Origin of the sequence: Microcoleus sp. PH2017_34_RAT_O_A (assembly GCF_020737885.1) — a bacterium.
In the GTDB taxonomy this organism is placed as follows: domain Bacteria; phylum Cyanobacteriota; class Cyanobacteriia; order Cyanobacteriales; family Microcoleaceae; genus Microcoleus.
The window spans coordinates 20,527-41,434 of record NZ_JAEQDD010000035.1; the positions used below are offsets into that span (position 1 = coordinate 20,527).

Here is a 20,908-nt window from a genome sequence, read left to right on the forward strand (position 1 = left end):
GACAGTCATTAGGATATTTTTGCGTGTTAAAAATAATAGCAGATCGAGCTGCAACCGCCATCTATTGAGGGATTTACTCTTTCAATATTTGGCGGTTTTGTATGTTCCAGGCTGGAGAGACTTTTGGGAGCATCTCAATGAATGCAAAAAAGCAATTTCTTTACAGTGCGAGCGTCCCCGCTCGCGATTATAGATCGCGAGCGGGGACGCTCGCACTATAAAATCAAAACATCAAAACTGAGATGCTCCCAGACTTTTTACCTGTCAATTCAGGTAACTAAAATTTATTTTGGGTGAGACAATTTAAAAAATTGAGGACTTACGTATTAAGACCAAAGAAATCGGTTTTTTTACCTCATCTGTGGAGTACAACGCAAGATTTTCGTAAAAAACTGCTGGTTAAGCGGAGTCGAAACCCGGTTTCTGCTCGCCCGTGCGTCCAGGACTAAAATCAAATAATTCTCCCATCATGTTTTTTTGGGTAGTCTGGCAAATTCAAGGAAATCAATCCTGATTAGCAAGGGAAAAGTCCGTATCTGTAACTAGACACTGACACGGATACTACCCATGCACACCTACACTGCAATTGCTTTACTCAGCCTGTTGGGCCTTAGCTTGAGTGCTACCGCCGCTCTAAGCATAGAATCCCCAGTCCCACAGCTAAAAACTTCTACCGCTCAATATATGTTATCAGCGCAAACTCAACAAAGAGGAGATCGCGCTCCCCGCAGAGGCACCGGACGGTATGATTTGATGCAGGTCAACACTGACACTCAGGCACTATAATAATTTCGATCGCATTGCCAGAAAGCTAGTTCCGCAACTGACTTGTTTCTGGTTTCGAGGCTGGTTTCGAGGTCGCCCGTGTCGATCGATCGCATTTTCTGGGATTTATAGTTTGTCAGGTTCGTCAGGCCACTGCACTTTTTATTGATACTCCCTAGAAGATTTTTTTTGTAACAAATGTCACAATATAAACTGGAGCTGCCATCTACGTAGAGATATATTCTCGTAGGTGGCGGTTTTGTATTGAAAATGCTCTTTCTCTTTTTCCCATTCTCCCCCTCTCTGAGTCGCCTCAAATTCTTCCGATCGCAATAGTTCTTTACGTTTTCCCCCCACAGGTGGGGTTTAATTTTTAACCGCTGCACTATAATTGACGTGCGATAACTAACTTAATATATAGCTACACCCTGAGTGCAGAGGGTGCAGCTCTCGACTTAAATTCGCCAATAAGAACCACTTATTCGGTGTCGATCGCCTTTAAGCTAAGGCCCGAGTGACCTCAGGAAAATTAACCGGCCTGAATCTTAGGGTAGCTGCCAAGCTTTCCGGCGACTGTCGGCTATGCTTGATTCGGCGGTCTCGCAATATTTCTTTTATGGAGGATGAAAAGATGCCTCCAAGTTTTACTATTTCGGAGATTGTCAGTAACTCAGGGAATCAACGCCACTGAGCTTGTAAGAGTAATCGAGCAAGCTGTACTGACGGGCCTCAGACTTTCGAGGTCTACGTTATTTGAGTCAGGACACTCCTTGAATGCGACGCTAGTTTTCCGCTCTGTCGCTTGTAGTTAAACAGTCTTAAAGTCACTCTCGTCAGTGCTGCAAGCCTCACAAGCTCTTATAACATTGACCGACAAGCGAACATTACCCCGCTTTCTTAGGCTCCATCAGGAGCAAACATTATGCGTACAGGGTTGTAAGGTTTGAGGTGGTAATTGTCCCATCGAAAGTACATTACAAAAGTACACCTGATCGAACAACCCCAAGGCGGTAATGGAAAGATTCAAGGCGATTGAAATCGCCTGGTCGTTTTCCTCTCAGGTCTTTCATACTCTGAGTTTCCCACTTACCTAGTGTTTTTATGAAAAATGACTCTTTAGATCTGGTCAAAAGCCTGAGTCCCAGTGCAATGGATCAGATCATGCTATATCTGGCGTTTAGCGCCATGAGAACCAGCGGACACAGGCACGGAGCGTTTTTAGACGCGGCGGCAACGGCAGCTAAGTGTGCCATTTATATGACCTATATGGAGCAGGAAAACAACCTGCGGATGACCGGACACTTGCATCACATTGAGCCTAAACGGGTGAAAGTCATCGTCGAGGAAGTCCGGGAAGCTCTGACTAAGGGAAAATTGCTGAAAATGTTGGGTTCCCAAGAACCTAGATATTTGATTCAGTTTCCTTATGTCTGGCTGGAACAGTATCCTTGGGTTCCGGGACGCCCTCGGATTCCGGGAAACAGCTTGACGGCGGATGAGAAAAAATATCTCGAAGGCAAGATTCCTCCCAATCCACCTGATGCTCAATTGATCAATTCTTTTCAGTTTATGGAGTTGATCGAGTTTCTACATAGACGATCGCAAGAAGAAATGTCAGCAGAAAGGCGAATGCCTTTAAGCGAAGCTCTAGCAGAACACATCAAGCGCCGCTTGATCTATTCCGGAACCGTGACTCGAATTGACTCTCCTTGGGGAATGCCTTTTTATGCCCTCACCCGCGCTACTTACTCTCCCGCAGAACAGGAAGAGCGCACGTTTACGATGGTGGAGGATACGGCTAGATATTTCCGACTGATGAAGGATTGGGCGGAAAAACAACCGAAAGTCATGCGAGTTATGGAAACTTTGGATGTTCCGCCGGAACGCCTAGAACAGGCTGTTGAGGAATTAGATGAAATTATTCGTAATTGGGCCGATCGCTATCACAAGCGGGGCGAACCAACGATGATTGTACAAATGGTTTTTGGGCCAAAAGACGACGATTAGTCAGTTGTCAGTTGTCAGTTGTCAGTTGTCAGTTGTCAGTTGTCAGTTGTCAGTTGTCATTGGTTGATTCCTTGAAACTAATGACTAACGATTAATAACTCATATTTCTGGGCGCAGAAACCGGGTTTTATACGAAAATATTGCGTTAATGCCTTGAATAATCGTGCAAAACCCGGTTTCTTGGGTGAGATTTCGTGCAAGCTGGACTAGGCTAAAAAAGTTCTCCAAGCGGAGGCTAGGACGATCGCTGCGATCGCTCCGATGAGTGTATTGAAAAAATTCACTACCTCGTTCGTGAGCCACTCAAACTTTGATTGCACCGTCGCACCAATCACGCTCTCGATGTTCGTAGCAATAAAAGCTGCAACAACACAAAAGACAATTCCTGTCAAGTCAATTACACCCACAGCCCAACTCACAAGAGCAATCAGGATCGATCCGACAATACCTGCGATCGTTCCTTCCAAACTTACCGCCCCTTCCGTACCCCTAGGTACAGGCTGCAAGGTAGTAATCAAAAACGTATGCTTCCCGTAAGCTTTGCCGATTTCGCTAGCGCAGGTATCGGAAAGTTTGGTGCAGAAACTCGCCGCATAGCCCAGCAACAACAAGGAAATCACATCTTGTGACACAGGCCAAATAGCATCTTGTGGCACAGGCATCTTGCCTGTGTCTCCTAAAATACCGCCTGTGTCTCCTAAAATACCGCCTGTGTCTCCTAAACCTGTGTCTCGGAAAATACATAATGCCAAAACTGCCACAGCACAAATAGCAGCGGTTAAAGCCGAACCCCAGACATTTTCCGGGCCTCGGGCGCCCGATCGCTTTTCGGCAATACCTTCAGCTTCTTTTTGGGCTTTGCCAATGCGGGTAACTCCAGATCCGACCAGAAAGTAGAACATGACCACAGCATAGCCTTGCCATCCCAAACTGCCCCAGATGATAACACCCAGCAGCCAACCGTGGAGTTGTCCAGCCGGAGTAAGCAATTTTTTGGGAGCAAGGGTGGCGATCGCGAGTAAAAATGTATTCAGGGCGATCGCCACCAACCAAGGATTAGACCAAGACAAATAATTAAAAAAGAATTCTGAGTTTTGCATAGCCTCTAGTAGCGTCTCTTATTGTTATGAACAGTCAAGTCTTATTTCATCTTGCCTTCCCCGTAACCGATATCGATCGAACCAAAGCATTCTATGTCAGCGGGCTCGGCTGCGAATTGGGTCGGGAGTCACCCAGTTCTCTCATTTTAAATCTCTGCGGCCATCAGATTGTCGCCCACGTCACCCACGAACCTCTAACACCCCAGCGCGGCATCTATCCCAGACACTTCGGCTTAGTTTTTACCTCGGAGTCTGACTGGGAAGCGCTGTTAGAAATGGCGCAGCAAAAACAGTTGAATTTTTATCAAGAATCAAGACGGCGGTTTCCAGGTTTGCCCACAGAACACCGCACCTTTTTTCTAGAAGATCCGTTTGGAAATTTGTTGGAATTTAAATATTACTGCGATCCAGAAGCAATTTTCGGTCGCAGCGAATACGCTCAAGTTGGAGATTATGTACTAGGAATCAGAGATTGTTACTAGAGATTGTTTGGGTAAATTTAGAGGGTACAATAGGAGCCTCTAGTTCTCGAACTAATGCGTTAATACTTTGAGAATCTGTCACCATTTGGCGGTGCAGCAAAACGTTGAGTTTAACTTCTTTACCTACTGGCATTTGGGAGCTGTGCGACGGTAAAATCATCACATCAAATGGCGTCCACATTGATGTAAAATTTATGCGTTTGAGCATAGTCGCATCTTGGTTCAAATCGCGCAACAAGCCACTATCGGGGCGCATATCCAGGTATCCTGGTAGGCGCAGGGAATAGGCGGTGAGGGTTCCTTTGTGGGGGGAAGATATGGTTATGAAACGCTGGACTCGGTTAATGCCTCCGAGTCGCTGGACGTAGTAGCGGCTGACGATGCCTCCCATGCTGTAGCCTACTATGTCGATCGCCTGTTCTGGATCGAACGTCTCAGAAATGTAGTCTGCCAGTTGCTTGGCTAGGGAGTCGAGGCCGAGGCTGCCGTCGTTGGGGGTGAGGTTGAGGCTGTGGACACACCATCCAAGTTGGGTGAGGCGGGCGGACATTTTGTCAAAAATAGTCTTTGTGTCCCAGATGCCGTGGATGAGAATGACGGGATTGCGATCGAGCGAACTGTTCATTTGAAAAGAAAATTGCTTGCCGATTACAGCATAAATTACTCCCCTAGGGAGTTTGACCCCGAGTAGGACAGATGGCGAATCGGCTTGAGGTATCGCTGGCCAATAGCAAATCAGTCATAAATTCTGAGATAATCGTAAATAAGTGCAAAGTTAAAACTGGCATTACTGAGTAAAAATTACTAGAAGCTCTGCATTTTTAATCAAAAAATGTAAATTTTGATTAAGAAATATAGACAAAGGTTGCCTTAGCTCGTAATCTAACTTTGTTGACAAACTTGTACAAATTTCTCTAAAAAAACAAAAGGAGTAAGTCTAATGTTTGGTTTTATCAAAAATTTCTTCGGCGGTATTTTCGGCTTTTTTGCTGGACTGTTGGGCTTGAAAAAGTCTGAATATTTCCTAGATTTGGGCGAATCTTCGGATAAAGAACCTGCGAAGGTTGCACCTGCGAAGGCTGAGCCTGTTGCAGCCGCACCGGCAAAAGTTGAGGCTGTCAAGTCTGAGAAGTCTGAACCGGCGAATAAAGCTAAGGTAGAGAAAAAGTCTAAGAAAGAAAAAGAACCAGTCGCTAGCGCTGCTGCTAAGACTTCGGAAGTGCCGAAGGTACCTGCTGCTGCAACTAACGGCAAAGTGTCGAGTCAAGCTGAACCTGTTCTGACTTTTGCTCCTAATAATTTAATGCCGACACCAACTGCAAATCGTCGCACCCCAGGCCCAAGCATGAATAATTTCCGGGAAATGGCTCGTCAGGTGAAAACCAAGTAGGAAATGGAGAATTCGCAATAGGGAATTGGGGATTGGATAATTCCAAATGCTGGGGTTGAAAAATTAAAAATGGGATTCCTCATTTTTAATTTTTAACTCTTTTTTTATTCCCTATTTCCTGGGTGTCTGAGAAAGGCTAATCCGCTGTATAGCTGGAACGCCGAGTCCCAAGGAGTTTCGGATTTGCGCTCTACCTCTACATGAGATTCGATTTTGCTTAACATATGCGTGTAATCGAGAACTGTCTCCGCAAAGGGAGTAAATTCCGACCAAACTGTAACGTCAAGCTGTTGGTCAAATATTTCTAGCAAATGATTCCAGTTAATTCTGGTGGTACTTTGAGGTATTTGTGGGGATTTTTTGACACTAGATTTTTTGTTTTTTGACTGCGGTGAAGCTACGCTAGTTGCTGAACTTTGAGTGAAGTCAACGCCTTGTTTAAATTCGTAACTTTGGTCGCAAATTCGCAGAATGCAGTTGCGGCTGGGAATGTGCAAGTCGCAGATTTGAGCGTAATCTTGGGTGATTTCTTTGTGGCGAAATTGCTCGTTTCTGCGGTTGGGCGAGTAGTCCATGATTTCCATGAACATTGGTAATAAGCCTTCTACTCTTTGGCTGACTTCTGACCAGTTAAATTCTATAGCACCGAGCCGATTTAGGTTATCTTTACAAACAACCGCTGGAGAAGAGAGAGACTGGAAGTGTTGGACTCGGAAAATTTGGATGTTTTTAATGTCGGCTAGGGTTGCCCAAAATACGGGAATTCCGGCGTTGAGAAGTTCTTGGCCGTAAATTCTGAGTTCGGCAATGGGGCCGGTTTTGTAGAGTCTCCAGCCGCGGCTTTGGATTTGCATCCGGGTTGTGTAGGCGTCGATTTTGAAGATTCTGCTGATATTTTGTACGGCTGCGGGTTTGTCTTCGGGACTCACTGGTTCGAGGATGAGGAGTCCGGGTTCTAGGCTGCTGGGGTCGTTTTTGGCAGTTTCGATGGCTTGTTGGCGGAGGTTTTGTTGTGCCGTTTCAATGCGTTGAATGCCTTGGCGGGCCTGGGAAACGATTTTGGGGTTGGTGATGTCGCGGAGTATTTGTTTGTAGGTGGTTTGGGCTTTGTCGGGGTTGTTGGTGAGTTCGTAGTAACGACCGATGTAGTATTGTACCCAGGGATTTTCGGGGGATTCTTTTTGCAGTTGTTTGATGAGTTGGGCGGCTTGTTTGTAGTCTTGGCTTTCGAGGGCGGTGGCTATTTGGTGGATGTCTGTCATGGCGGTTGGGGGAATAGGTGTGTTTCTATCTTGGCTGATGTTTGGTTGGTTTTGCCACTGTTAGCCACCGGCGCTCCTATGTTAACTTATAGATATGATATGAAATTATGACATTTAGCAAGAAACAATGGTGGAACAAAAGGTAACTTACACGCTTGAAATCAATAGTAAGTTTATTATTATTGAAAATATTCCTGCTAGAGTGTGTTTGGAAACGGGAGAGCGATTTTTTTCGGCTGAGACTGTGGAACGGTTACAGAAGATGATTTGGGAAGATAGAAAGCCTACTAGGATGATTGAAACACCTGTTTTTGAATTTGCTTAGCGGTTCGTTGAAATTTACTTAAAAATGATTAGAATGAAGGCACAAGTAGAAAAAAGTTTGAGTTATGGTGCAAACAGCAGTTAAACTTACTTTTGAGGATTTCCTCGAACAGTACCCCGATGGTTATGGCATCTACGAACTTGTAAACGGAGAAATTGTCGAGGTGGACGCAACAAGAGCTCATAAAAATGTGGCGCGCTATCTGGTCAAGTGTTTTGATGGAGAAAACGAACGTTTAGGACTTGATTACATTGTTGATAAGGACATCCGAATTAGAACTGTGACGGCTGGGGGACAAGAACAAGGTAGAAATCCTGATGTTGGGGTGGTAAGTGGCTATTTGTGGAATAGCAATGTATTAGCTTATGGTGCTTTGAGGGAACCGATTCAGTTAGCAGTTGAGGTGGTGTCAACAAATTGGGAAGATGATTATGTTGATAAGTTAGATGAATATCAACGGTTGGGTATTTTTGAGTATTGGATTGTGGATTTTTTGGCGATCGCATCTAGATATTATCTGGGTAATCCAAAAGTTCCTAGCATTTTTGTTTACCGTTTGGTAGATGGGACTTACCAGGTTGAGAGGTTTACAGGCTGCGATCGCATTATTTCTCCAACTTTTCCTGAATTAGACGTGACTGTCGATCGCGTTTTCAAAAGTAGTCAAATTCAAAAACTGTAATATTTGGGCTGGTGTTTGTTAAAGTTGATTGGAATTAATACTTAAGGTGTATGAACCTTTGCTGGTGCGATCGAGTCCTTGAACAACTATTTTGTAAGTGCCGTTACTGGGCAATTTTACGGTTATTTGGGATTCTCTCTTGTTGACGCGAACTGCTTTGATATCTACAATTTTATTGTCACTGGGTGCGATGAGGGTGATGAAGTGCTCGAAGGATCTGCTTTTGAGGTCGATGGTGATGGATTGATTTGCACTTCCTTGGAAGCTGTGTTCGCGGTAGAAGCTGCCGTTGGGAAGGCTGGGGTCGCCGTCTTTGAGGGTTCCGCGTTGCTGTAGGAGGGAAAGGGAGGTGAGTTTTGGTCGATCGACATTTTTGAAATCTAAGCCATAATTTGTCATGGGTGTATCAAGACCATTTCCTTCTCTGACTGTGACGATAAAGGCAGTTTGGTTTTTGGTATCTCGGACTATTTTATCAATAAAATTGGCTTGTATTTTGGGTTGATTTAAATGTTTTGGTTGGTCAAAATTGGGTTTTGATATACACAGAACCACGCCTCCATCTTGATAGCGGGCGCTGTAGAACCAATATTTTTGACCGTTAGTTGTGAATTCGTTTCTGAAGAAGATAGTGTATCTTTCAAGTTGCGGTAGTTGTTGGTTGGGGCGACAATTTTTATCGATGTTGATTTCGGTGGTTGATGGCTGTCGCTGGGCGAAAACTGCTGGGATGCTGGCGGTGGCTAAGACTGCTGAGATAATGGCGGTGATTGTGGGCGATCGCATTTTCATGAATTATACTCCCGTTTTTTGATTTTCTTTGAACCGTAGATGCACGCAAGTTAACGCAGATGTCGGAAAATTAATCTTTGTTACGATCGAGGTTTTGTTGGATTCTAAATTTTCTTATTTTTCTCGAATAACTTGATACATTCTGTCAGCCTTTGTCTGCCATTTACCTGAGTGTCTGAACCATTGAGTCTCTGAAAACTATTTAAATCTATAGATTTAATCTGATAAAGTTTATGTCCTGCGGGGTCGTCCGTGAACTCAATCACGGTGGGATGGATCATAGTGTTTTTATTGACATTACCTCGAAAACAGTAACGATAACTTGTATTTCTTTGGTAGCCAAATCCTGTGACAGTCTTCTTGGATTTCCTTAAGAATATGTACTCTTTACCGGGCTGATTTGTTTTGCTTGTTTGTCCGTAAAAGTAGTCGCCATTGGGGATGCTTTGAATGGTCGGTGTGGATTGTGCTAAGATTGGGAGGGAAGCTACACTAAAAATTAGTAAGTTGATTGTGAAGCTTAAGGGCGATCGCATTTTCATCATTGTTTATCTCTGTAAATATTTCTCTAATTCGGCTGTGCGCTGTTTAGTAGCTCGTTCCAAACACTCATTCAGAAAGCCTTGAAACCCGCTACCACCGCGATTTCTATACACTTCAAATTCGCAGCTATTATCTCGCACTTTGATCCAGCCTAACTGAGCTTCCGCAAGTAGGGCTTTCTCTTCCTTGCTCAATTTAGCAGCCAGTTGCTTGTAAACCTCGTTCAGCCGTTTATCCGAGGCTTCGTACCTTAACCTAATACAAGATCTGACTTGTGCATCTCCTTGGGGGCGATCGCAATTAATCTGTTGAGCGATCGCAGAGTGCTCAGATTGTGCGAAAACTGATGTTGTAGCTAACATTGTCAAAAGCGCGATTGACCAAAAGAGCGATCGGCTTTTCCTTAAATTTCTTTTCATTGCCCTTAAACACCTATTTTACGAATTCTCTTAACACAAGACAGATTTGATATAATAAATTTAAAACTTTTTTTGATATTTGGCTGTTCGCCCTGTCGATGGGATTGCCAAAGTATATTTGATAGCTGCATCTACTCTCGCCATATTTGACCAAGTACCAATTTTGCGATCGATTTCAACTTCTAGAAGCGTCACCAGATTGTCTGTCATGATTACGGAATCAGCTAACAATCGTGTTTGCTGGCCCTCCGGTGTTGCTAGGGAAACAAAAACCCGGCTTGGGTGTCCTGCGCGGGCTAAATTGCTAGTAATCATCGCTGTAATAGTTTGTCCTAAACCAGTGCCCAGATTGTCCGCTTGAACTATCAAAACTGGACGGCGTTTCGCAGTCCGCAAATCAGCGTTGGGAAACAAAGCCAGCACTACATCACCTCGCCTATAAAGCATCGTAAGCATCCATTTCAGGTCGTTCCCAATCCTCTGCAAACCTGCTCAACCTTACCCGTAAATCTCCTGCTTGTTGCCGATCGATACCGAGAGATTGCAGCTCTACTAATCCTGATTCTGCCAGAAAAGTAACGATAACTTTCCCTTCAGTTAAGTCGCCCGGAGTTTCTAATAACACAACTTTGCCGTCTCGATATATACCCTTTACTGATTTTAACATTTTAGTTTTATGCCTAATGACTCATTGACATTTTAGCTTCGTTTACCATATCTAGCACTTCAGGGAGATATTTTTTGGGATGGGTACTTTTCAAAAGCGGCTCCTACCAAGGATAAAGCCACCATTGGTGCTGTTACCGCCCTCAAGATTCTCCTACCCAAAGAAACAGGTTCAAAACCAAACTCGATCGCCCTTTCCACTTCTCCATCAGTCCAGCCGCCCTCCGGGCCAATAGCAATCGCGATCGATAATTCTCCCCGATAATCTTGCTCCCCCCTTATTAAGGGGGGCTGGGGGGGATCTTCCCCATCTTGCTCCCCCCTTAGCAAGGGGGGCTGGGGGGGTTCTAAACCAATCAAACAATCCCACAAATGTCGATTATCCCCGCGAGCCACACAAATAAATCGATGTTTTTGACAGCAATCTTTTACCGCCAAATCAAAGGAAAGAGGCTCATAAACCGTCGGCACAATTTGACGTTCCGACTGTTCCGCCGCCTCCGCAGCAATTCTTCTCCAGCGATCGACCTTTTGAGCGCTTGGTTTGAGCAAAGTGCGATCGCTCGTTACGGGCACAATACTTGCCACGCCCAACTCCGTCGCCTGCCGAACAACCTCGTCAAAGGCGTTTCCTTTGGGCAAAGCGGCGATCAAAGTTACTGCGACCGGAAGCTCCCTGTTAACGGCAATCTCCTCTTTTATCGAGGCAAATAACCCGGTTTCCTGGGCTTTTAGAATTGCTGACCACCAATGTCCTCGGCCGTCCATTGCTATAAATCGATCGCCCGCTTGCAACCGCAAGACGCGATTTAAATAATGCTGTTGTTCTTTTGTTAAGTCGATTTTGTTAGCACTAATTTGGGCTGCGGTAACTGCTAATCTTTGTAATTGAGCCATGAGATTTTGGATTGCTCGTTTTATATTAGATTTTTTTATTTAACCGCAGAGGGCGCAGAGAGCGCAGAGGAAGAGAGGAGATAGACTGTTTACCGCTCAACTAAACCTACTCAAACCTACTCAAAGGCTTAAAGTCCAGTCATTCGTAGTGGGTCAAGCACCACAGGGTCAAACGGCTGACCCTTTATTCCTTGGTCTAAGACATCAGGAATTACTTTTCTAATGATATTAAATGAGCCATTCACATCAGCATTTAATAACTTACCCTTTGCTGTTTTATACAATCCTCTCGCTATTCTCTTTCCCTGAAACACAGGTTTTTTTCCCCCATATTTAGGTAGAGCATCTCCATCTACAGCACTGGCTTGAGATGTATACGATTCTTCTGTTATGACTACTTTAATTCCTTTTAATTTGGCTTTATACGTCAACATTTCTATTAACCTATAATGAGGAATGCTCACAAATTGTTGATTATTCCTTTTGCCTAAATTAATCTCTTGTTTCCAAGTAGGATTATGTCCAATTACTAAGATTCCTATTTGATGCTCCGTACACCAATCTATCACTATTTTACTGGCTGTATGTAGATAGTTGTCTACTCTACAGTTGCGTTTATGAGTGAGTTTTTTTAATCTTTGAGATTGGGTTTGATTCTGCTTGATTTTTAGCTCAGATTGTAAACAGGAACGTTGTTTATTGTAAAAGGTGTTAATAGCTTTTAGTGGTCTGCCTTTAATTAAAAGAGGTCTGAGACCTGTTTGATTGGTAGTTACAGCCATTAGGTTATTAACTCCTAAGTCTATACCTGCTATTTGTTGATAATTGGTTGTCTCCTCTGCTTTTTCATAAACTATTTCTACTACATAACAACTACTCTTCGGCACAATTCTCGCCTCTATTATTTCCTCTACTGATGTCGGAATTTGTATTTCACTCATTGAGAGCTGACAAATTCCTTTTTTTAAGGCTTTTTTCGAGATTGATTCGTGAGAATATGGAAGGATATTGCGCCCTTTGGTTTTATGTTTGTATCTAGGGATTTTGGGTTTACCTAAGAATTTTTCAGGATGTTTCTGCCAAGCTTTTAGAGCTTTAAAATAACTTGTCCATGCTGAATCTAATCTTCGGATGATTTGCTTGCTAACTTTTGTTGGTAGGGCTTTGTAGTCTATAGTTTGGGATAGTTGGTGGTAAAGTTGGTTAAAGTTTAATTTCTGGTTCTGTTGAAAAAAGTGCTGACGATAATGATAATTAGCTAGGTTAAACAAATTTTTCGACAAAAAAGCCTTGTGGTCAATCTCTGACCAGAAATGATGCTTCTTTGTGATAATATGACGTTCAACTAGCTTCATGTTCTGATTATACTACCAGTTGGCTTTTCTGAAAACTCCCAGCAAAAACTTACTCACTATTGGCATTTTGCTATAAACATGAGTAGTATTGAGGAGAATTAGCTAGATTTTTGGGAGCTGCATCAACCCCGATTTATTTCTTAGTCCGCGCAGGCGGACATCGTTTGTATAGAAGCGATTTCAATCGCCGTTTTTATCTAAAAAAAAACTGTTCAGAAACAATAAAGGCAAAGCATTTACAACCGGAATTATTTGACAAATTCAAGGTTTTTTCTGCAAATGCTCTGCCCTTATGTTACTTTGGTCTGAACTTTATCTGATGCGATCGAAAATTGACAATCGAAAATCGGCTTATCCTTCCTCCTTAATCTTCTTCAAATAAGTGGAAATTGCCTCTGTAGCTAGCTGCGTGATAGGCTTGCCCTGACGGGCTGCTTCTTCCTTGAGCTCGTTGTAGATTTCATCGCGGACGCTGATGCGACGGCGGACTTTGCCACCGCCAGCAGTGGCTGTCTCGTTTTCATCGCCGTTACTAGACGTAACATCTAAATCATTAATCTCAGTTGTCATCGAGTCAGCAGATTGGTGATTGGTTACAAATTGACGGATAGATTCTAACCCAACGCGATCGCAAAAATCGCCAAAACTCTCGCTTTGTTGCCGTTTTTGCTTGAAATAAACAAAAATTGGCTCGAAAAAAGCTTCAAAATCATTGACGTGCAGCTTTTCCTCAATGGGTTTTGCCAGCCGGGTTTGTGAGGGAGAACCGCCCAGCCAAATCTGGTAAGATTCCGGGAAACTCCCAACAAATCCCAATTCTGCCATATAAGGGCGAGCGCATCCATTGGGGCAGCCAGTCATCCGCACTACAAAATGCTCGTCTGGTAAGCCAACTTTGGTCAAAATCGCCCGAATCCGCTCTAAAATGCCGGGAATCGCGCGCTCGGACTCGGTAATCGCTAGCCCGCACGTGGGAAATGCCGGACAAGCCATAGAATAACGTACTAAGGGGTCGATCGCAGTTTCCGCTTGAATGCCGCGGCGATCGAGTATTCCCTGAATTTCTGATTTGATATCCGGCGAAATATCGTAAATCGTCACGTTTTGGTGCGGTGTCACCAGCAGAGGCAAATTGTACTTCTGCACGATTTCCCGCAAAGCCGTTTTTAGCTGAAACGAGCCTTCATCCTTAATCCGACCGTTTTCTACGGAAATGCCGACAAACAGTTTGCCGTCGCCTTGTTCGTGCCAGCCCAAGAAATCAAAATACTTCCACTCAGGCAGAGGTTTAAACGCTTCTAGCGGTTTGCCAAAATATTCGGCTACTTTTTCTTGGAACCACTTGACGCCTTTGTCGTTAATCAGGTATTTGAGTCGGGCGTGTCGTCTGTCTGTGCGATCGCCAAAATCTCTTTGGGTTGCTACAATTGCCTTGACCAAATTGTAAACATCATCCTTGGCAACATAGCAAATCTCGTCCGCAACGCGAGCAAAAGTTTCTTCTTTGTTGTGAGTGCGCCCCAAACCGCCGCCGGCAAACACGTCAAAACCTTGCAACTCGCCAGCTTCATTGGTAATTACCACCAAGCTCAAATCCTGAGAGTACAAGTCTATTGAATTGTCTCCCGGTACAGTAACAGAACACTTGAACTTGCGCGGCATATAATGCTCGCCGTAAATCGGCTCTTCCTTGTCGTCGCTAAAGATTGTGCCGTTCGCGTTTTGCTGTCTGGCGGCCTTAACTGCGGGGTCTTCCTCAGCGGAAATAGCCTTTTCGCCATCGAGCCAAATTTCGTAATAAGCACCGGTTTGCGGTGTCAGCAAATCGGCGACATTGTTGGCGTATTGCAAAGCATACTGGTATTCTGGGCGATTTTTGTAAGGTGCTGGCGGTGCCATGACGTTGCGGTTCAAGTCGCCGCAAGCTCCCAAGGTTGACCCCATATTTTTAATAATTGAGGAAAACACTGCTTTAAGATTTTTTTTCAGCACGCCGTGAATTTGGAAACCTTGGCGGGTTGTGACGCGCAGCGTGTGGTTGCCGTATTCTTCTGATAGCTTGTCTAACGCCAAGAATAGCTGGGGTGGAACTAACCCGCCGGGATTGCGGGTGCGGAGCATGAACTGATAGTCTTTTTCTTGTCCTTTAACTCGATTGTCGCGGTTGTCTTGCTGGTACGAGCCGTGAAATTTGAGAATCTGAATCCCGTCTTCGGTGAAGTGGGTTGTTTCTTGTAACAGTTCAGTCGCAACGGGTTCTCGTAAATAGTTGCTGCGTTCTTTGAGACCTTCTGATTTCGAGGGCTTGCGCGCCGCAGCGGTTGAATTGGTAGATGTGATCATGGGAATGTATAGTGCCAGTTATAATTAGATAAAGGTCGATCGAATATTTCTTGACAATTGGACAGTTGACAAATTTGCACTTGACAAATTTCCTCAGAAATGCTGTGGCGGATCTGTTGACAACCCGGTTAAGAACTAAGTTAATAACGGTAATCCGGTAGGAATTCTGATGTTGTTCTATTTTAACACGTTCGAGCCCGGGCCCCAGAAATTGTAATTAAGAGTTTATACTTTGGCTAGCTTAACTGCTGGAAACTTTAGAAATAATTAACCTCAACCTTTAAAACTATGTCACTGTATGACGAAGACACCTTTGTGGTATTAGAAACAAACCAGCCGGAGCAGTTTTTGACGGCGGTGGAACTATTAGAAAAGCTGAAAGCGGTCTTATCCCAGGAACACGAAGATTTGCCGGCTGATGTGGTAAAATTTCCTTCGGTGGAAGCTCAAGCTAAGTATTTAATTGATACTTATTGTGAATTAGATGTCGGGCCTGGAAAGTTTTTGCAGTGGTATGCAGTGCGATTGGAAAAATAATTTTGGGAATCGGGCATTGGGCATTGGGCATTGGGCATTGGGCATTGGGCATCAAGAATTGGTTATTACAACCAACAAGTAACAAATAACAAATAACAAGTAACAAGTAACAACAAACAAAAATAACCAACAACTAACTCATGCCCTATGCCCTATGCTCCATGCCCCATGCCCAATTCCCAATTAATCTTCTAACTGTTGAACAGATGATACTTCAACGGCGGTAACATCGATCGTACCGGGCGGCGTCAAACGGCTAAAATGACCTTCCTCTATTTTCAGAGGTTCACCGCAGTTGGCACACTGAAACTGAGTTTGATTTAAAGCTGTGAATTCGTACTGACAAACAGGACACTTGTCTTCAATTAAATTGCGTTTCAGCCACCACTGAAGCGCGAAAAATCCTACCACAGGAGTCAGCAGCAACAAACCTACTACAATCAACAATGATTTAACTACCCAACCCAAACCAATTGACACCAACACGCAGGCGATGCCCAGCAATATCAGCCAATTGCTAATACGGGGTAGGTTTAAAGAGATTTTGGGGGTGCCTTGGTTCACGGTGGTCTCCTTTGGTGTCTTTTCAGGTAGGCATAACTCTATCAGTTGACAGTTGACAGTTGACAGTTGACAGTTACTGTACGGGAATCAAATTGTACTAATAAATTTAGATAGTGTTTGAGCTAATTTTCCTATTATACATTGAGAAACTGCCCTCTACGTCATAAATTAATCTGGGCGATCTATCTGAAAAATCCCAATTAGAGATTGACAAAGGGATTGAAAACTGAACGCTGCGAGGGTTTGTTCCCTCAACCAATGCCGATCGCACTTTTTATCTTTTCCTCGCAGCATTTCCACACAAGCAACCGCTACTGCTGCCGGATCTCGGTGAGGAACTCGCCATCCCAGTTTACCATCTTGCAGCGGATCGGCAGATCCGTCCGCGTCCCCGGCGAGCACTGGTATTCCGCAAGCTAGAGCTTCCAAATACACTATACCGAAGCCTTCCTGGGAGGGCATTACATAAGCATCGGCTAACTGATAATGTGCTGCTAAATCTGCTGTCGGTACAAAACCCGCAAATATAACTCTTTCGGCAACTCCCAAATCGGTGGCGAGTTTTGCTAATCTAGGGCGATCGTCCCCGCGTCCAATAACCAAGTATTTCACATTGGGAAAACTTTTGGCAATTTCCGGCAAAGCTTGAATTGTGACATCGACGCCTTTGTAACTATCGGTCGATCGCAATCGGGCTACAGTCATCAATATTTTAGCACCAGTCAGATCGTACTTTTCTAATAAATGCAGCGGTTTGGGACCGATAGTAAATAGTTTTTCATCTACAGTACAAGGCACTATTTGGAATTTCTCGGGATTTAAGTTGTTGAGTTCGCAAGTGCGATCGCGCGTGTACCTGCTAATCGTCCAAATGCGATCGGCTTGTCTCATTGCTATTTGATATTTTAGCGGAAGTGTTTCCCAAACTTCCTTGCCGTAAGTTAAAATCGTGTAGGGAATTCCCAACGGCTGGCATAATGTTTGAATCAGCGGTGCAAGTTTGATGTGACCGCAGAAAACCCGTTGAGGTCGTTTTTGCACCAAGCAGGTTAGCAATTTGGTGGCAAACTTAAAACGGCCAAGCCAAGCGGGATCAGTTTTTAGGTAAGAGAATTTGAGATTTTTGGACTCGAAGGGATTGTGACAATCTGGCCCATCTCGCAACAGCAAAATTTCTGCTTGTGGCGGAAGGTTGTTGGCTGCGGTTAGTGACAAATAAGCTTTCAGGATGTCTTGAATGTAGGATTGAATCCCGCCTTCGCTGGAAAATATTTCTAGGAAACAGAATAGGTGATTTGTCGATCGCATTTTTATTTAGATTTGATAGATAAGAAGACACGGCGGTTGAAACCGCGTCTATACAAGCGAAACCCGCCTCCGCGGGTTGAAGATAAAAGACACGGCGGTTGAAACCGCGCCTATACAAGCGAAACCCGCCTCCGCGGGTTGAAGATAAAAGACACAGCGATTGAAATTACGTTATTCTCTTTAGTCCGCGGAGGCGGACATCGTTTGTCTAGGCGCGGTTTCAACCGTACGTCCTATCTTAACTTTCATCTGGGCCCTAACTTTCATGTCGCCCAAAAAACAAAAAGCCCCTAAACATCGCTGGTTAGGGGAGAAAATTATCAGGGTGCATCTACTAATGTGGTTAGTATAGCATCCTTTTGTGGGGTGTCACCCATCATGGGTGACACCAACGCAGTTTTTTCGATGAGAATAAATTATATTTGAGGTGCTAAATGATTGCCAAAGCTTGTATGTCCGATCGCATTGTCGCTGTTAACCTAAGATAGGACTGACGCAAAAATCCTCAGAAAGCCTGTAGATTCGTAGATCTATGCTCGCGAAAGCCGATATTTTTCCAGAAATCGGGTTGGCGATCGGCAAGTCCTATATTATTTAAAATAAATCCGTGCTAGACCTCAAATTAATCCGAGAAAATCCGCAAGCCGTACAAGAGGGCCTCAACACTCGCGGAGGCAATCACGAAATCGAGCCAATTCTGCAACTAGACAAACAGCAGCGGGAGCTCGAAGGTAAGCGATCGCAACTGCAAGCCCGCAGCAACGAAATAGCCAAACTCATCGGGCAAAAAAGAAAATCGGGTTTACCCCTCGAATCTCCCGAAATTCAGACTCTGCAAGCCGAAGGTAACGAAGTCGGCACGCAGTCGAACGAATTGCAAGCACAGGAAAAAGACTTAAAAGCTCAAATAGAAGCCTTATTGTTACCATTGCCGAACTTGCCCGGTAAGTCAACTCCGATCGGCAAAAATGAAGATGAAAACGTCGAAATCCGGCGCTGGGGAGACGAATACATTCCCCAAAATCCCGAGATTTTGCCCCACTGGGAAATCGGCGAAAAATTAGGAATTATCAACTTTGAACGGGCAGTAAAAATCGCTAGTCCCCGCTTTGTCACGTTAGTTGGCGCAGGTGCAGCCCTGGAAAGAGCGATTATTCAATTCATGCTCGATCGCCATACAAAAGCTGGTTATGTAGAAGTAATTCCCCCACTTTTAGTTAACACCGAATCCCTCACTGCTACAGGTCAATTGCCGAAATTTGCTGAAGAAAGTTTTAAGTGCGATCAAGACGATTTATGGTTAATTCCTACTTCTGAAGTTCCGGTGGTGAATTTGTACCGAGGTGAAATCTTGACAGCAGAACAGTTGCCAGTTTATCACTGTTCTTTCACTCCTTGTTTTCGCCGGGAAGCCGGAAGTTACGGTAAGGATACGCGGGGATTGATTCGGTTGCACCAATTTAATAAGGTGGAGTTGGTGAAACTGGTGCATCCGAGTACCTCTGAGGCTGAGCACGAAAAGCTTGTGCAGGATGCTGAAGGAGTTTTGCAGGCGCTGAAATTGCCCTATCGGGCGATCGAGCTTTGTACCGGCGACTTAGGTTTCGCGGCGGCAAAAACCTACGATTTAGAGGTGTGGCTGCCTTCTGCGGGCAAATACCGCGAGATTTCGAGTTGTTCCAATGTCGCAGATTTTCAAGCGCGGCGGGCAAATATTCGGTTTAAAGAAGCGGGGAAAAAAGGTACTCAATTCGTGCACGCGCTTAACGGTTCCGGTTTAGCTGTGGGGCGGACAATGGCGGCTATTTTGGAGAATTACCAGCAGCCGGATGGGACGGTAAAAGTGCCGGAAGTTCTCCAATCTTATCTCGGTCGCGAGGTTTTGTAAACTACGAAGACACGGCGGTTGAAACCGCGTCTATACAGACAAAACCCGCCTCCGCGGGTTGAAGACAAAGGCGGTTGCGAGGTATTGTAAACTACGAAGACACGGCGGTTGAAACCGCGTCTATACAGACAAAACCCGCCTCCGCGGGTTGAAGGCAAAGGCGGTTGAAATTAGGCGATCTTCTTGAGTCCGCGGAGGCGGACATTGTTTGTGTAGGCGCGGTTTCAACCGCCGACTCAAACGGGGTTTCTGACTTACAAATTTTTTAGTGCTTCCTTGATATCCAGCGCCAAAAATCTATCCAACGCTAAATACATCCAATAAAGAGATAACTGAGCATCACTGTTAGTCTTTTGAAACCCCAAAGCATAGGACATTTTTTCATAGCTGGGGTGAATAATTAACGTGTACAAGTCGCAAAGATTGGGAAAATCTGTTTGGATTTCTACTAAAATTTTTTGTACATCCTCAATCAAAGTAATTCGGTATTCTTCTAAATATTTCGGATCGATTACCCAACAGCGGACAAACACTGACTGGCAATTCCGATCTCCTGGTAGCGCCATCTTGAAAGGATCGATATCAGAAACAGAACTTAAATGCAGGCTTTTGCTCGGAGCACTAAAAAAATTAACATCCGATTCGCTAGCGGTGGGATAAAGTAAGTAAAATCCGACTGGATTAAGATTGTCGCAGCGACGCAAAACTCGCATTCCTTTTGAATATTGAGCAGCCGAAAGCCGAATAACTTTAGCAATCTTTTGTGGAACTGCGTTCGTACTGCGGTTCATCCAGTTATAATAGCTTGCTAGTAAATTAGCGACGGGAATTGCATCGCACCGAGGGTTAAAATCATCTAATTTGAGTTTGACTGAATTTTCGGGCTTCGGCGGATCTAAAATTTCTGGGATGGGTTGAATTTTAATTGCTGTAGCGTTTCCGTCAAAGTGTTTTTCGATCAATCCGAGTGCTTCTAGTTTATCTAACATCATGCCGGCGGCGCGATCGCTCCCGCGATCGGAATCCGAGTAAAATAGTTCTGCTGCTTCCCGGTGAGTGCACTGCACTTCTGTGGCTGGTAATTCCAGTTTAGTCAGCGGCGGTTTGACGCGGGGCTGGCTTTCCTGAAGCTGTTTCACTGATAAGTAAATCCAAAGTCTGACGAAGCATTCAGCCCTAGTGCGAGTGACGCCTACTCGTTTCATCAACAGGGAAACAGCAGCGCGGCGCTGAGATTGAGAATACCAACTATCTAGTTTTGCAATATCCATTTCAGTCGGGAAGCAGGGAAGGAACTCTAGTTATATTTTGGCTTAATTTTACAAAAAACTTCACCCCGCTTCATGTTACTTGTTGCCGCTGTTGCTGAACTTGTCTGATTTCCCCTGACTCTACAATACAACTGGTTGCTCCTTGCAGGTTCAGTGCTTCACAAAGCACAATCAATTTTAGATATTTTCAGGCTTGATTTAAGTATGTCGTTGAACAGTTGACAGTTGACAGTTGACAGTTGACAGTTTGAGAGCGGCCTCTACCCTTAAGTCCGAGGATTGGAGTAATGAATAGTCTGATTTTAATTTCTC

General features: G+C 44.4%; 22 protein-coding genes. 8 read left to right on the top strand and 14 right to left on the bottom strand.

All coding sequences use genetic code 11. The features are described 5' to 3' along the window. Positions 1-567 precede the first annotated feature (567 nt). Both JGK11_RS13690 and hetR read left to right on the top strand, forming a co-directional pair. Positions 568-786 carry a hypothetical protein gene (locus JGK11_RS13690; protein WP_293181924.1) on the top strand — a complete coding sequence of 73 codons (219 nt, stop codon included), beginning with the start codon at positions 568-570 and terminating at the stop codon, positions 784-786. A gap of 1,080 nt (positions 787-1,866) precedes the next feature. Continuing rightward, positions 1,867-2,772, top strand: coding sequence for a heterocyst differentiation master regulator HetR (gene hetR, locus JGK11_RS13695; RefSeq protein WP_293181922.1), 906 nt, complete (start codon positions 1,867-1,869; stop codon positions 2,770-2,772). Between the two features lie 206 nt (positions 2,773-2,978). Here hetR and JGK11_RS13700 read toward each other — a convergent pair whose 3' ends face one another. Then, on the bottom strand, positions 2,979-3,872 hold the full coding sequence (locus JGK11_RS13700; RefSeq protein ID WP_293181920.1) for a TIGR00297 family protein: 894 nt from the start codon (positions 3,870-3,872) through the stop codon (positions 2,979-2,981). A 26-nt stretch (positions 3,873-3,898) separates the two neighbouring features. Between JGK11_RS13700 and JGK11_RS13705 the strand changes: the two genes are divergently transcribed. Further along, a complete protein-coding gene (locus JGK11_RS13705; RefSeq protein ID WP_293181918.1) occupies positions 3,899-4,354 on the top strand; it encodes a VOC family protein in 456 nt (151 codons plus the stop codon). Here the strand turns inward: JGK11_RS13705 and JGK11_RS13710 are convergent. Continuing rightward, positions 4,338-4,979: an alpha/beta fold hydrolase gene (locus JGK11_RS13710; RefSeq protein WP_293181916.1), complete on the bottom strand. Its 642-nt coding sequence runs from the start codon at positions 4,977-4,979 to the stop codon at positions 4,338-4,340. The two genes, JGK11_RS13705 and JGK11_RS13710, sit on opposite strands and share 17 nt — an antisense overlap. 315 nt (positions 4,980-5,294) lie before the next feature. Here JGK11_RS13710 and JGK11_RS13715 point away from each other — a divergent pair, with 315 nt between their 5' ends. After that, positions 5,295-5,744: a hypothetical protein gene (locus JGK11_RS13715; RefSeq protein ID WP_293181914.1), complete on the top strand. Its 450-nt coding sequence runs from the start codon at positions 5,295-5,297 to the stop codon at positions 5,742-5,744. Between the two features lie 104 nt (positions 5,745-5,848). Here JGK11_RS13715 and JGK11_RS13720 read toward each other — a convergent pair whose 3' ends face one another. Continuing rightward, positions 5,849-7,006: a tetratricopeptide repeat protein gene (locus tag JGK11_RS13720; RefSeq protein WP_293212052.1), complete on the bottom strand. Its 1,158-nt coding sequence runs from the start codon at positions 7,004-7,006 to the stop codon at positions 5,849-5,851. A gap of 127 nt (positions 7,007-7,133) precedes the next feature. On the opposite strand from JGK11_RS13720, the gene JGK11_RS13725 reads away from it, so the two are divergent. Both JGK11_RS13725 and JGK11_RS13730 read left to right on the top strand, forming a co-directional pair. Further along, positions 7,134-7,331 carry a YgiT-type zinc finger protein gene (locus tag JGK11_RS13725; protein ID WP_293212054.1) on the top strand — a complete coding sequence of 66 codons (198 nt, stop codon included), beginning with the start codon at positions 7,134-7,136 and terminating at the stop codon, positions 7,329-7,331. Positions 7,332-7,395: 64 nt separating this feature from the next. Further along, positions 7,396-8,013 (top strand): Uma2 family endonuclease, encoded by a 618-nt coding sequence (locus JGK11_RS13730; RefSeq protein WP_293212056.1) that lies wholly within the window; start codon positions 7,396-7,398, stop codon positions 8,011-8,013. 18 nt (positions 8,014-8,031) lie between these two features. Here the strand turns inward: JGK11_RS13730 and JGK11_RS13735 are convergent, their stop codons facing one another. The 8 genes from JGK11_RS13735 to sir all read right to left on the bottom strand — a co-directional run bounded on the left by JGK11_RS13735 (position 8,032) and on the right by sir (position 15,028). Further along, positions 8,032-8,805, bottom strand: a complete 774-nt coding sequence (locus JGK11_RS13735; protein ID WP_293181910.1) for a PPC domain-containing protein — start codon at positions 8,803-8,805, stop codon at positions 8,032-8,034. 104 nt (positions 8,806-8,909) lie between these two features. Next, the gene (locus JGK11_RS13740) at positions 8,910-9,350 is read right to left on the bottom strand and encodes a hypothetical protein (protein WP_293212058.1); all 441 of its coding nucleotides are present in this window, start codon (positions 9,348-9,350) and stop codon (positions 8,910-8,912) included. A 3-nt stretch (positions 9,351-9,353) separates the two neighbouring features. After that, positions 9,354-9,710 carry a lysozyme inhibitor LprI family protein gene (locus JGK11_RS13745; protein WP_293181906.1) on the bottom strand — a complete coding sequence of 119 codons (357 nt, stop codon included), beginning with the start codon at positions 9,708-9,710 and terminating at the stop codon, positions 9,354-9,356. Positions 9,711-9,827: 117 nt separating this feature from the next. Next, a complete protein-coding gene (locus JGK11_RS13750; RefSeq protein WP_293181904.1) occupies positions 9,828-10,214 on the bottom strand; it encodes a type II toxin-antitoxin system PemK/MazF family toxin in 387 nt (128 codons plus the stop codon). Beyond that, a complete protein-coding gene (locus JGK11_RS13755) occupies positions 10,204-10,434 on the bottom strand; it encodes a hypothetical protein (RefSeq protein WP_293181902.1) in 231 nt (76 codons plus the stop codon). The genes JGK11_RS13750 and JGK11_RS13755 overlap by 11 nt, the downstream gene beginning before the upstream one ends. A gap of 59 nt (positions 10,435-10,493) precedes the next feature. Continuing rightward, entirely contained in the window at positions 10,494-11,330 is an 837-nt protein-coding gene (locus tag JGK11_RS13760; protein WP_293181901.1) for a 16S rRNA (uracil(1498)-N(3))-methyltransferase, read from the bottom strand. Between the two features lie 128 nt (positions 11,331-11,458). Further along, entirely contained in the window at positions 11,459-12,685 is a 1,227-nt protein-coding gene (locus JGK11_RS13765; protein ID WP_293191683.1) for a transposase, read from the bottom strand. A gap of 351 nt (positions 12,686-13,036) precedes the next feature. After that, positions 13,037-15,028: a sulfite reductase, ferredoxin dependent gene (gene sir / locus JGK11_RS13770; RefSeq protein ID WP_293212060.1), complete on the bottom strand. Its 1,992-nt coding sequence runs from the start codon at positions 15,026-15,028 to the stop codon at positions 13,037-13,039. A 288-nt stretch (positions 15,029-15,316) separates the two neighbouring features. On the opposite strand from sir, the gene JGK11_RS13775 reads away from it, so the two are divergent. Further along, positions 15,317-15,565 (top strand): chlororespiratory reduction protein 7, encoded by a 249-nt coding sequence (locus tag JGK11_RS13775; RefSeq protein ID WP_293181897.1) that lies wholly within the window; start codon positions 15,317-15,319, stop codon positions 15,563-15,565. Positions 15,566-15,748: 183 nt separating this feature from the next. Here the strand turns inward: JGK11_RS13775 and JGK11_RS13780 are convergent, their stop codons facing one another. Further along, on the bottom strand, positions 15,749-16,129 hold the full coding sequence (locus tag JGK11_RS13780; protein ID WP_293212062.1) for a hypothetical protein: 381 nt from the start codon (positions 16,127-16,129) through the stop codon (positions 15,749-15,751). Between the two features lie 168 nt (positions 16,130-16,297). Continuing rightward, positions 16,298-17,437: a glycosyltransferase family 4 protein gene (locus JGK11_RS13785; RefSeq protein WP_293191679.1), complete on the bottom strand. Its 1,140-nt coding sequence runs from the start codon at positions 17,435-17,437 to the stop codon at positions 16,298-16,300. A 607-nt stretch (positions 17,438-18,044) separates the two neighbouring features. Here JGK11_RS13785 and serS point away from each other — a divergent pair. After that, entirely contained in the window at positions 18,045-19,325 is a 1,281-nt protein-coding gene (gene serS, locus JGK11_RS13790) for a serine--tRNA ligase (RefSeq protein WP_293212064.1), read from the top strand. Between the two features lie 254 nt (positions 19,326-19,579). Here the strand turns inward: serS and JGK11_RS13795 are convergent, their stop codons facing one another. Continuing rightward, on the bottom strand, positions 19,580-20,596 hold the full coding sequence (locus JGK11_RS13795) for a hypothetical protein (protein ID WP_293212066.1): 1,017 nt from the start codon (positions 20,594-20,596) through the stop codon (positions 19,580-19,582). Positions 20,597-20,908 lie beyond the last annotated feature (312 nt).

Coding starts and splice junctions, on each gene's coding strand:
- JGK11_RS13690 (WP_293181924.1), top strand. CDS start 568: ATGCACACCTACACTGCAATTGCTTTACTCAGCCTGTTGGGCCTTAGC.
- hetR (WP_293181922.1), top strand. CDS start 1,867: ATGAAAAATGACTCTTTAGATCTGGTCAAAAGCCTGAGTCCCAGTGCA.
- JGK11_RS13700 (WP_293181920.1), bottom strand. CDS start 3,872: ATGCAAAACTCAGAATTCTTTTTTAATTATTTGTCTTGGTCTAATCCT.
- JGK11_RS13705 (WP_293181918.1), top strand. CDS start 3,899: ATGAACAGTCAAGTCTTATTTCATCTTGCCTTCCCCGTAACCGATATC.
- JGK11_RS13710 (WP_293181916.1), bottom strand. CDS start 4,979: ATGAACAGTTCGCTCGATCGCAATCCCGTCATTCTCATCCACGGCATC.
- JGK11_RS13715 (WP_293181914.1), top strand. CDS start 5,295: ATGTTTGGTTTTATCAAAAATTTCTTCGGCGGTATTTTCGGCTTTTTT.
- JGK11_RS13720 (WP_293212052.1), bottom strand. CDS start 7,006: ATGACAGACATCCACCAAATAGCCACCGCCCTCGAAAGCCAAGACTAC.
- JGK11_RS13725 (WP_293212054.1), top strand. CDS start 7,134: ATGGTGGAACAAAAGGTAACTTACACGCTTGAAATCAATAGTAAGTTT.
- JGK11_RS13730 (WP_293212056.1), top strand. CDS start 7,396: ATGGTGCAAACAGCAGTTAAACTTACTTTTGAGGATTTCCTCGAACAG.
- JGK11_RS13735 (WP_293181910.1), bottom strand. CDS start 8,805: ATGAAAATGCGATCGCCCACAATCACCGCCATTATCTCAGCAGTCTTA.
- JGK11_RS13740 (WP_293212058.1), bottom strand. CDS start 9,350: ATGATGAAAATGCGATCGCCCTTAAGCTTCACAATCAACTTACTAATT.
- JGK11_RS13745 (WP_293181906.1), bottom strand. CDS start 9,710: ATGTTAGCTACAACATCAGTTTTCGCACAATCTGAGCACTCTGCGATC.
- JGK11_RS13750 (WP_293181904.1), bottom strand. CDS start 10,214: ATGCTTTATAGGCGAGGTGATGTAGTGCTGGCTTTGTTTCCCAACGCT.
- JGK11_RS13755 (WP_293181902.1), bottom strand. CDS start 10,434: ATGTTAAAATCAGTAAAGGGTATATATCGAGACGGCAAAGTTGTGTTA.
- JGK11_RS13760 (WP_293181901.1), bottom strand. CDS start 11,330: ATGGCTCAATTACAAAGATTAGCAGTTACCGCAGCCCAAATTAGTGCT.
- JGK11_RS13765 (WP_293191683.1), bottom strand. CDS start 12,685: ATGAAGCTAGTTGAACGTCATATTATCACAAAGAAGCATCATTTCTGG.
- sir (WP_293212060.1), bottom strand. CDS start 15,028: ATGATCACATCTACCAATTCAACCGCTGCGGCGCGCAAGCCCTCGAAA.
- JGK11_RS13775 (WP_293181897.1), top strand. CDS start 15,317: ATGTCACTGTATGACGAAGACACCTTTGTGGTATTAGAAACAAACCAG.
- JGK11_RS13785 (WP_293191679.1), bottom strand. CDS start 17,437: ATGCGATCGACAAATCACCTATTCTGTTTCCTAGAAATATTTTCCAGC.
- JGK11_RS13795 (WP_293212066.1), bottom strand. CDS start 20,596: ATGGATATTGCAAAACTAGATAGTTGGTATTCTCAATCTCAGCGCCGC.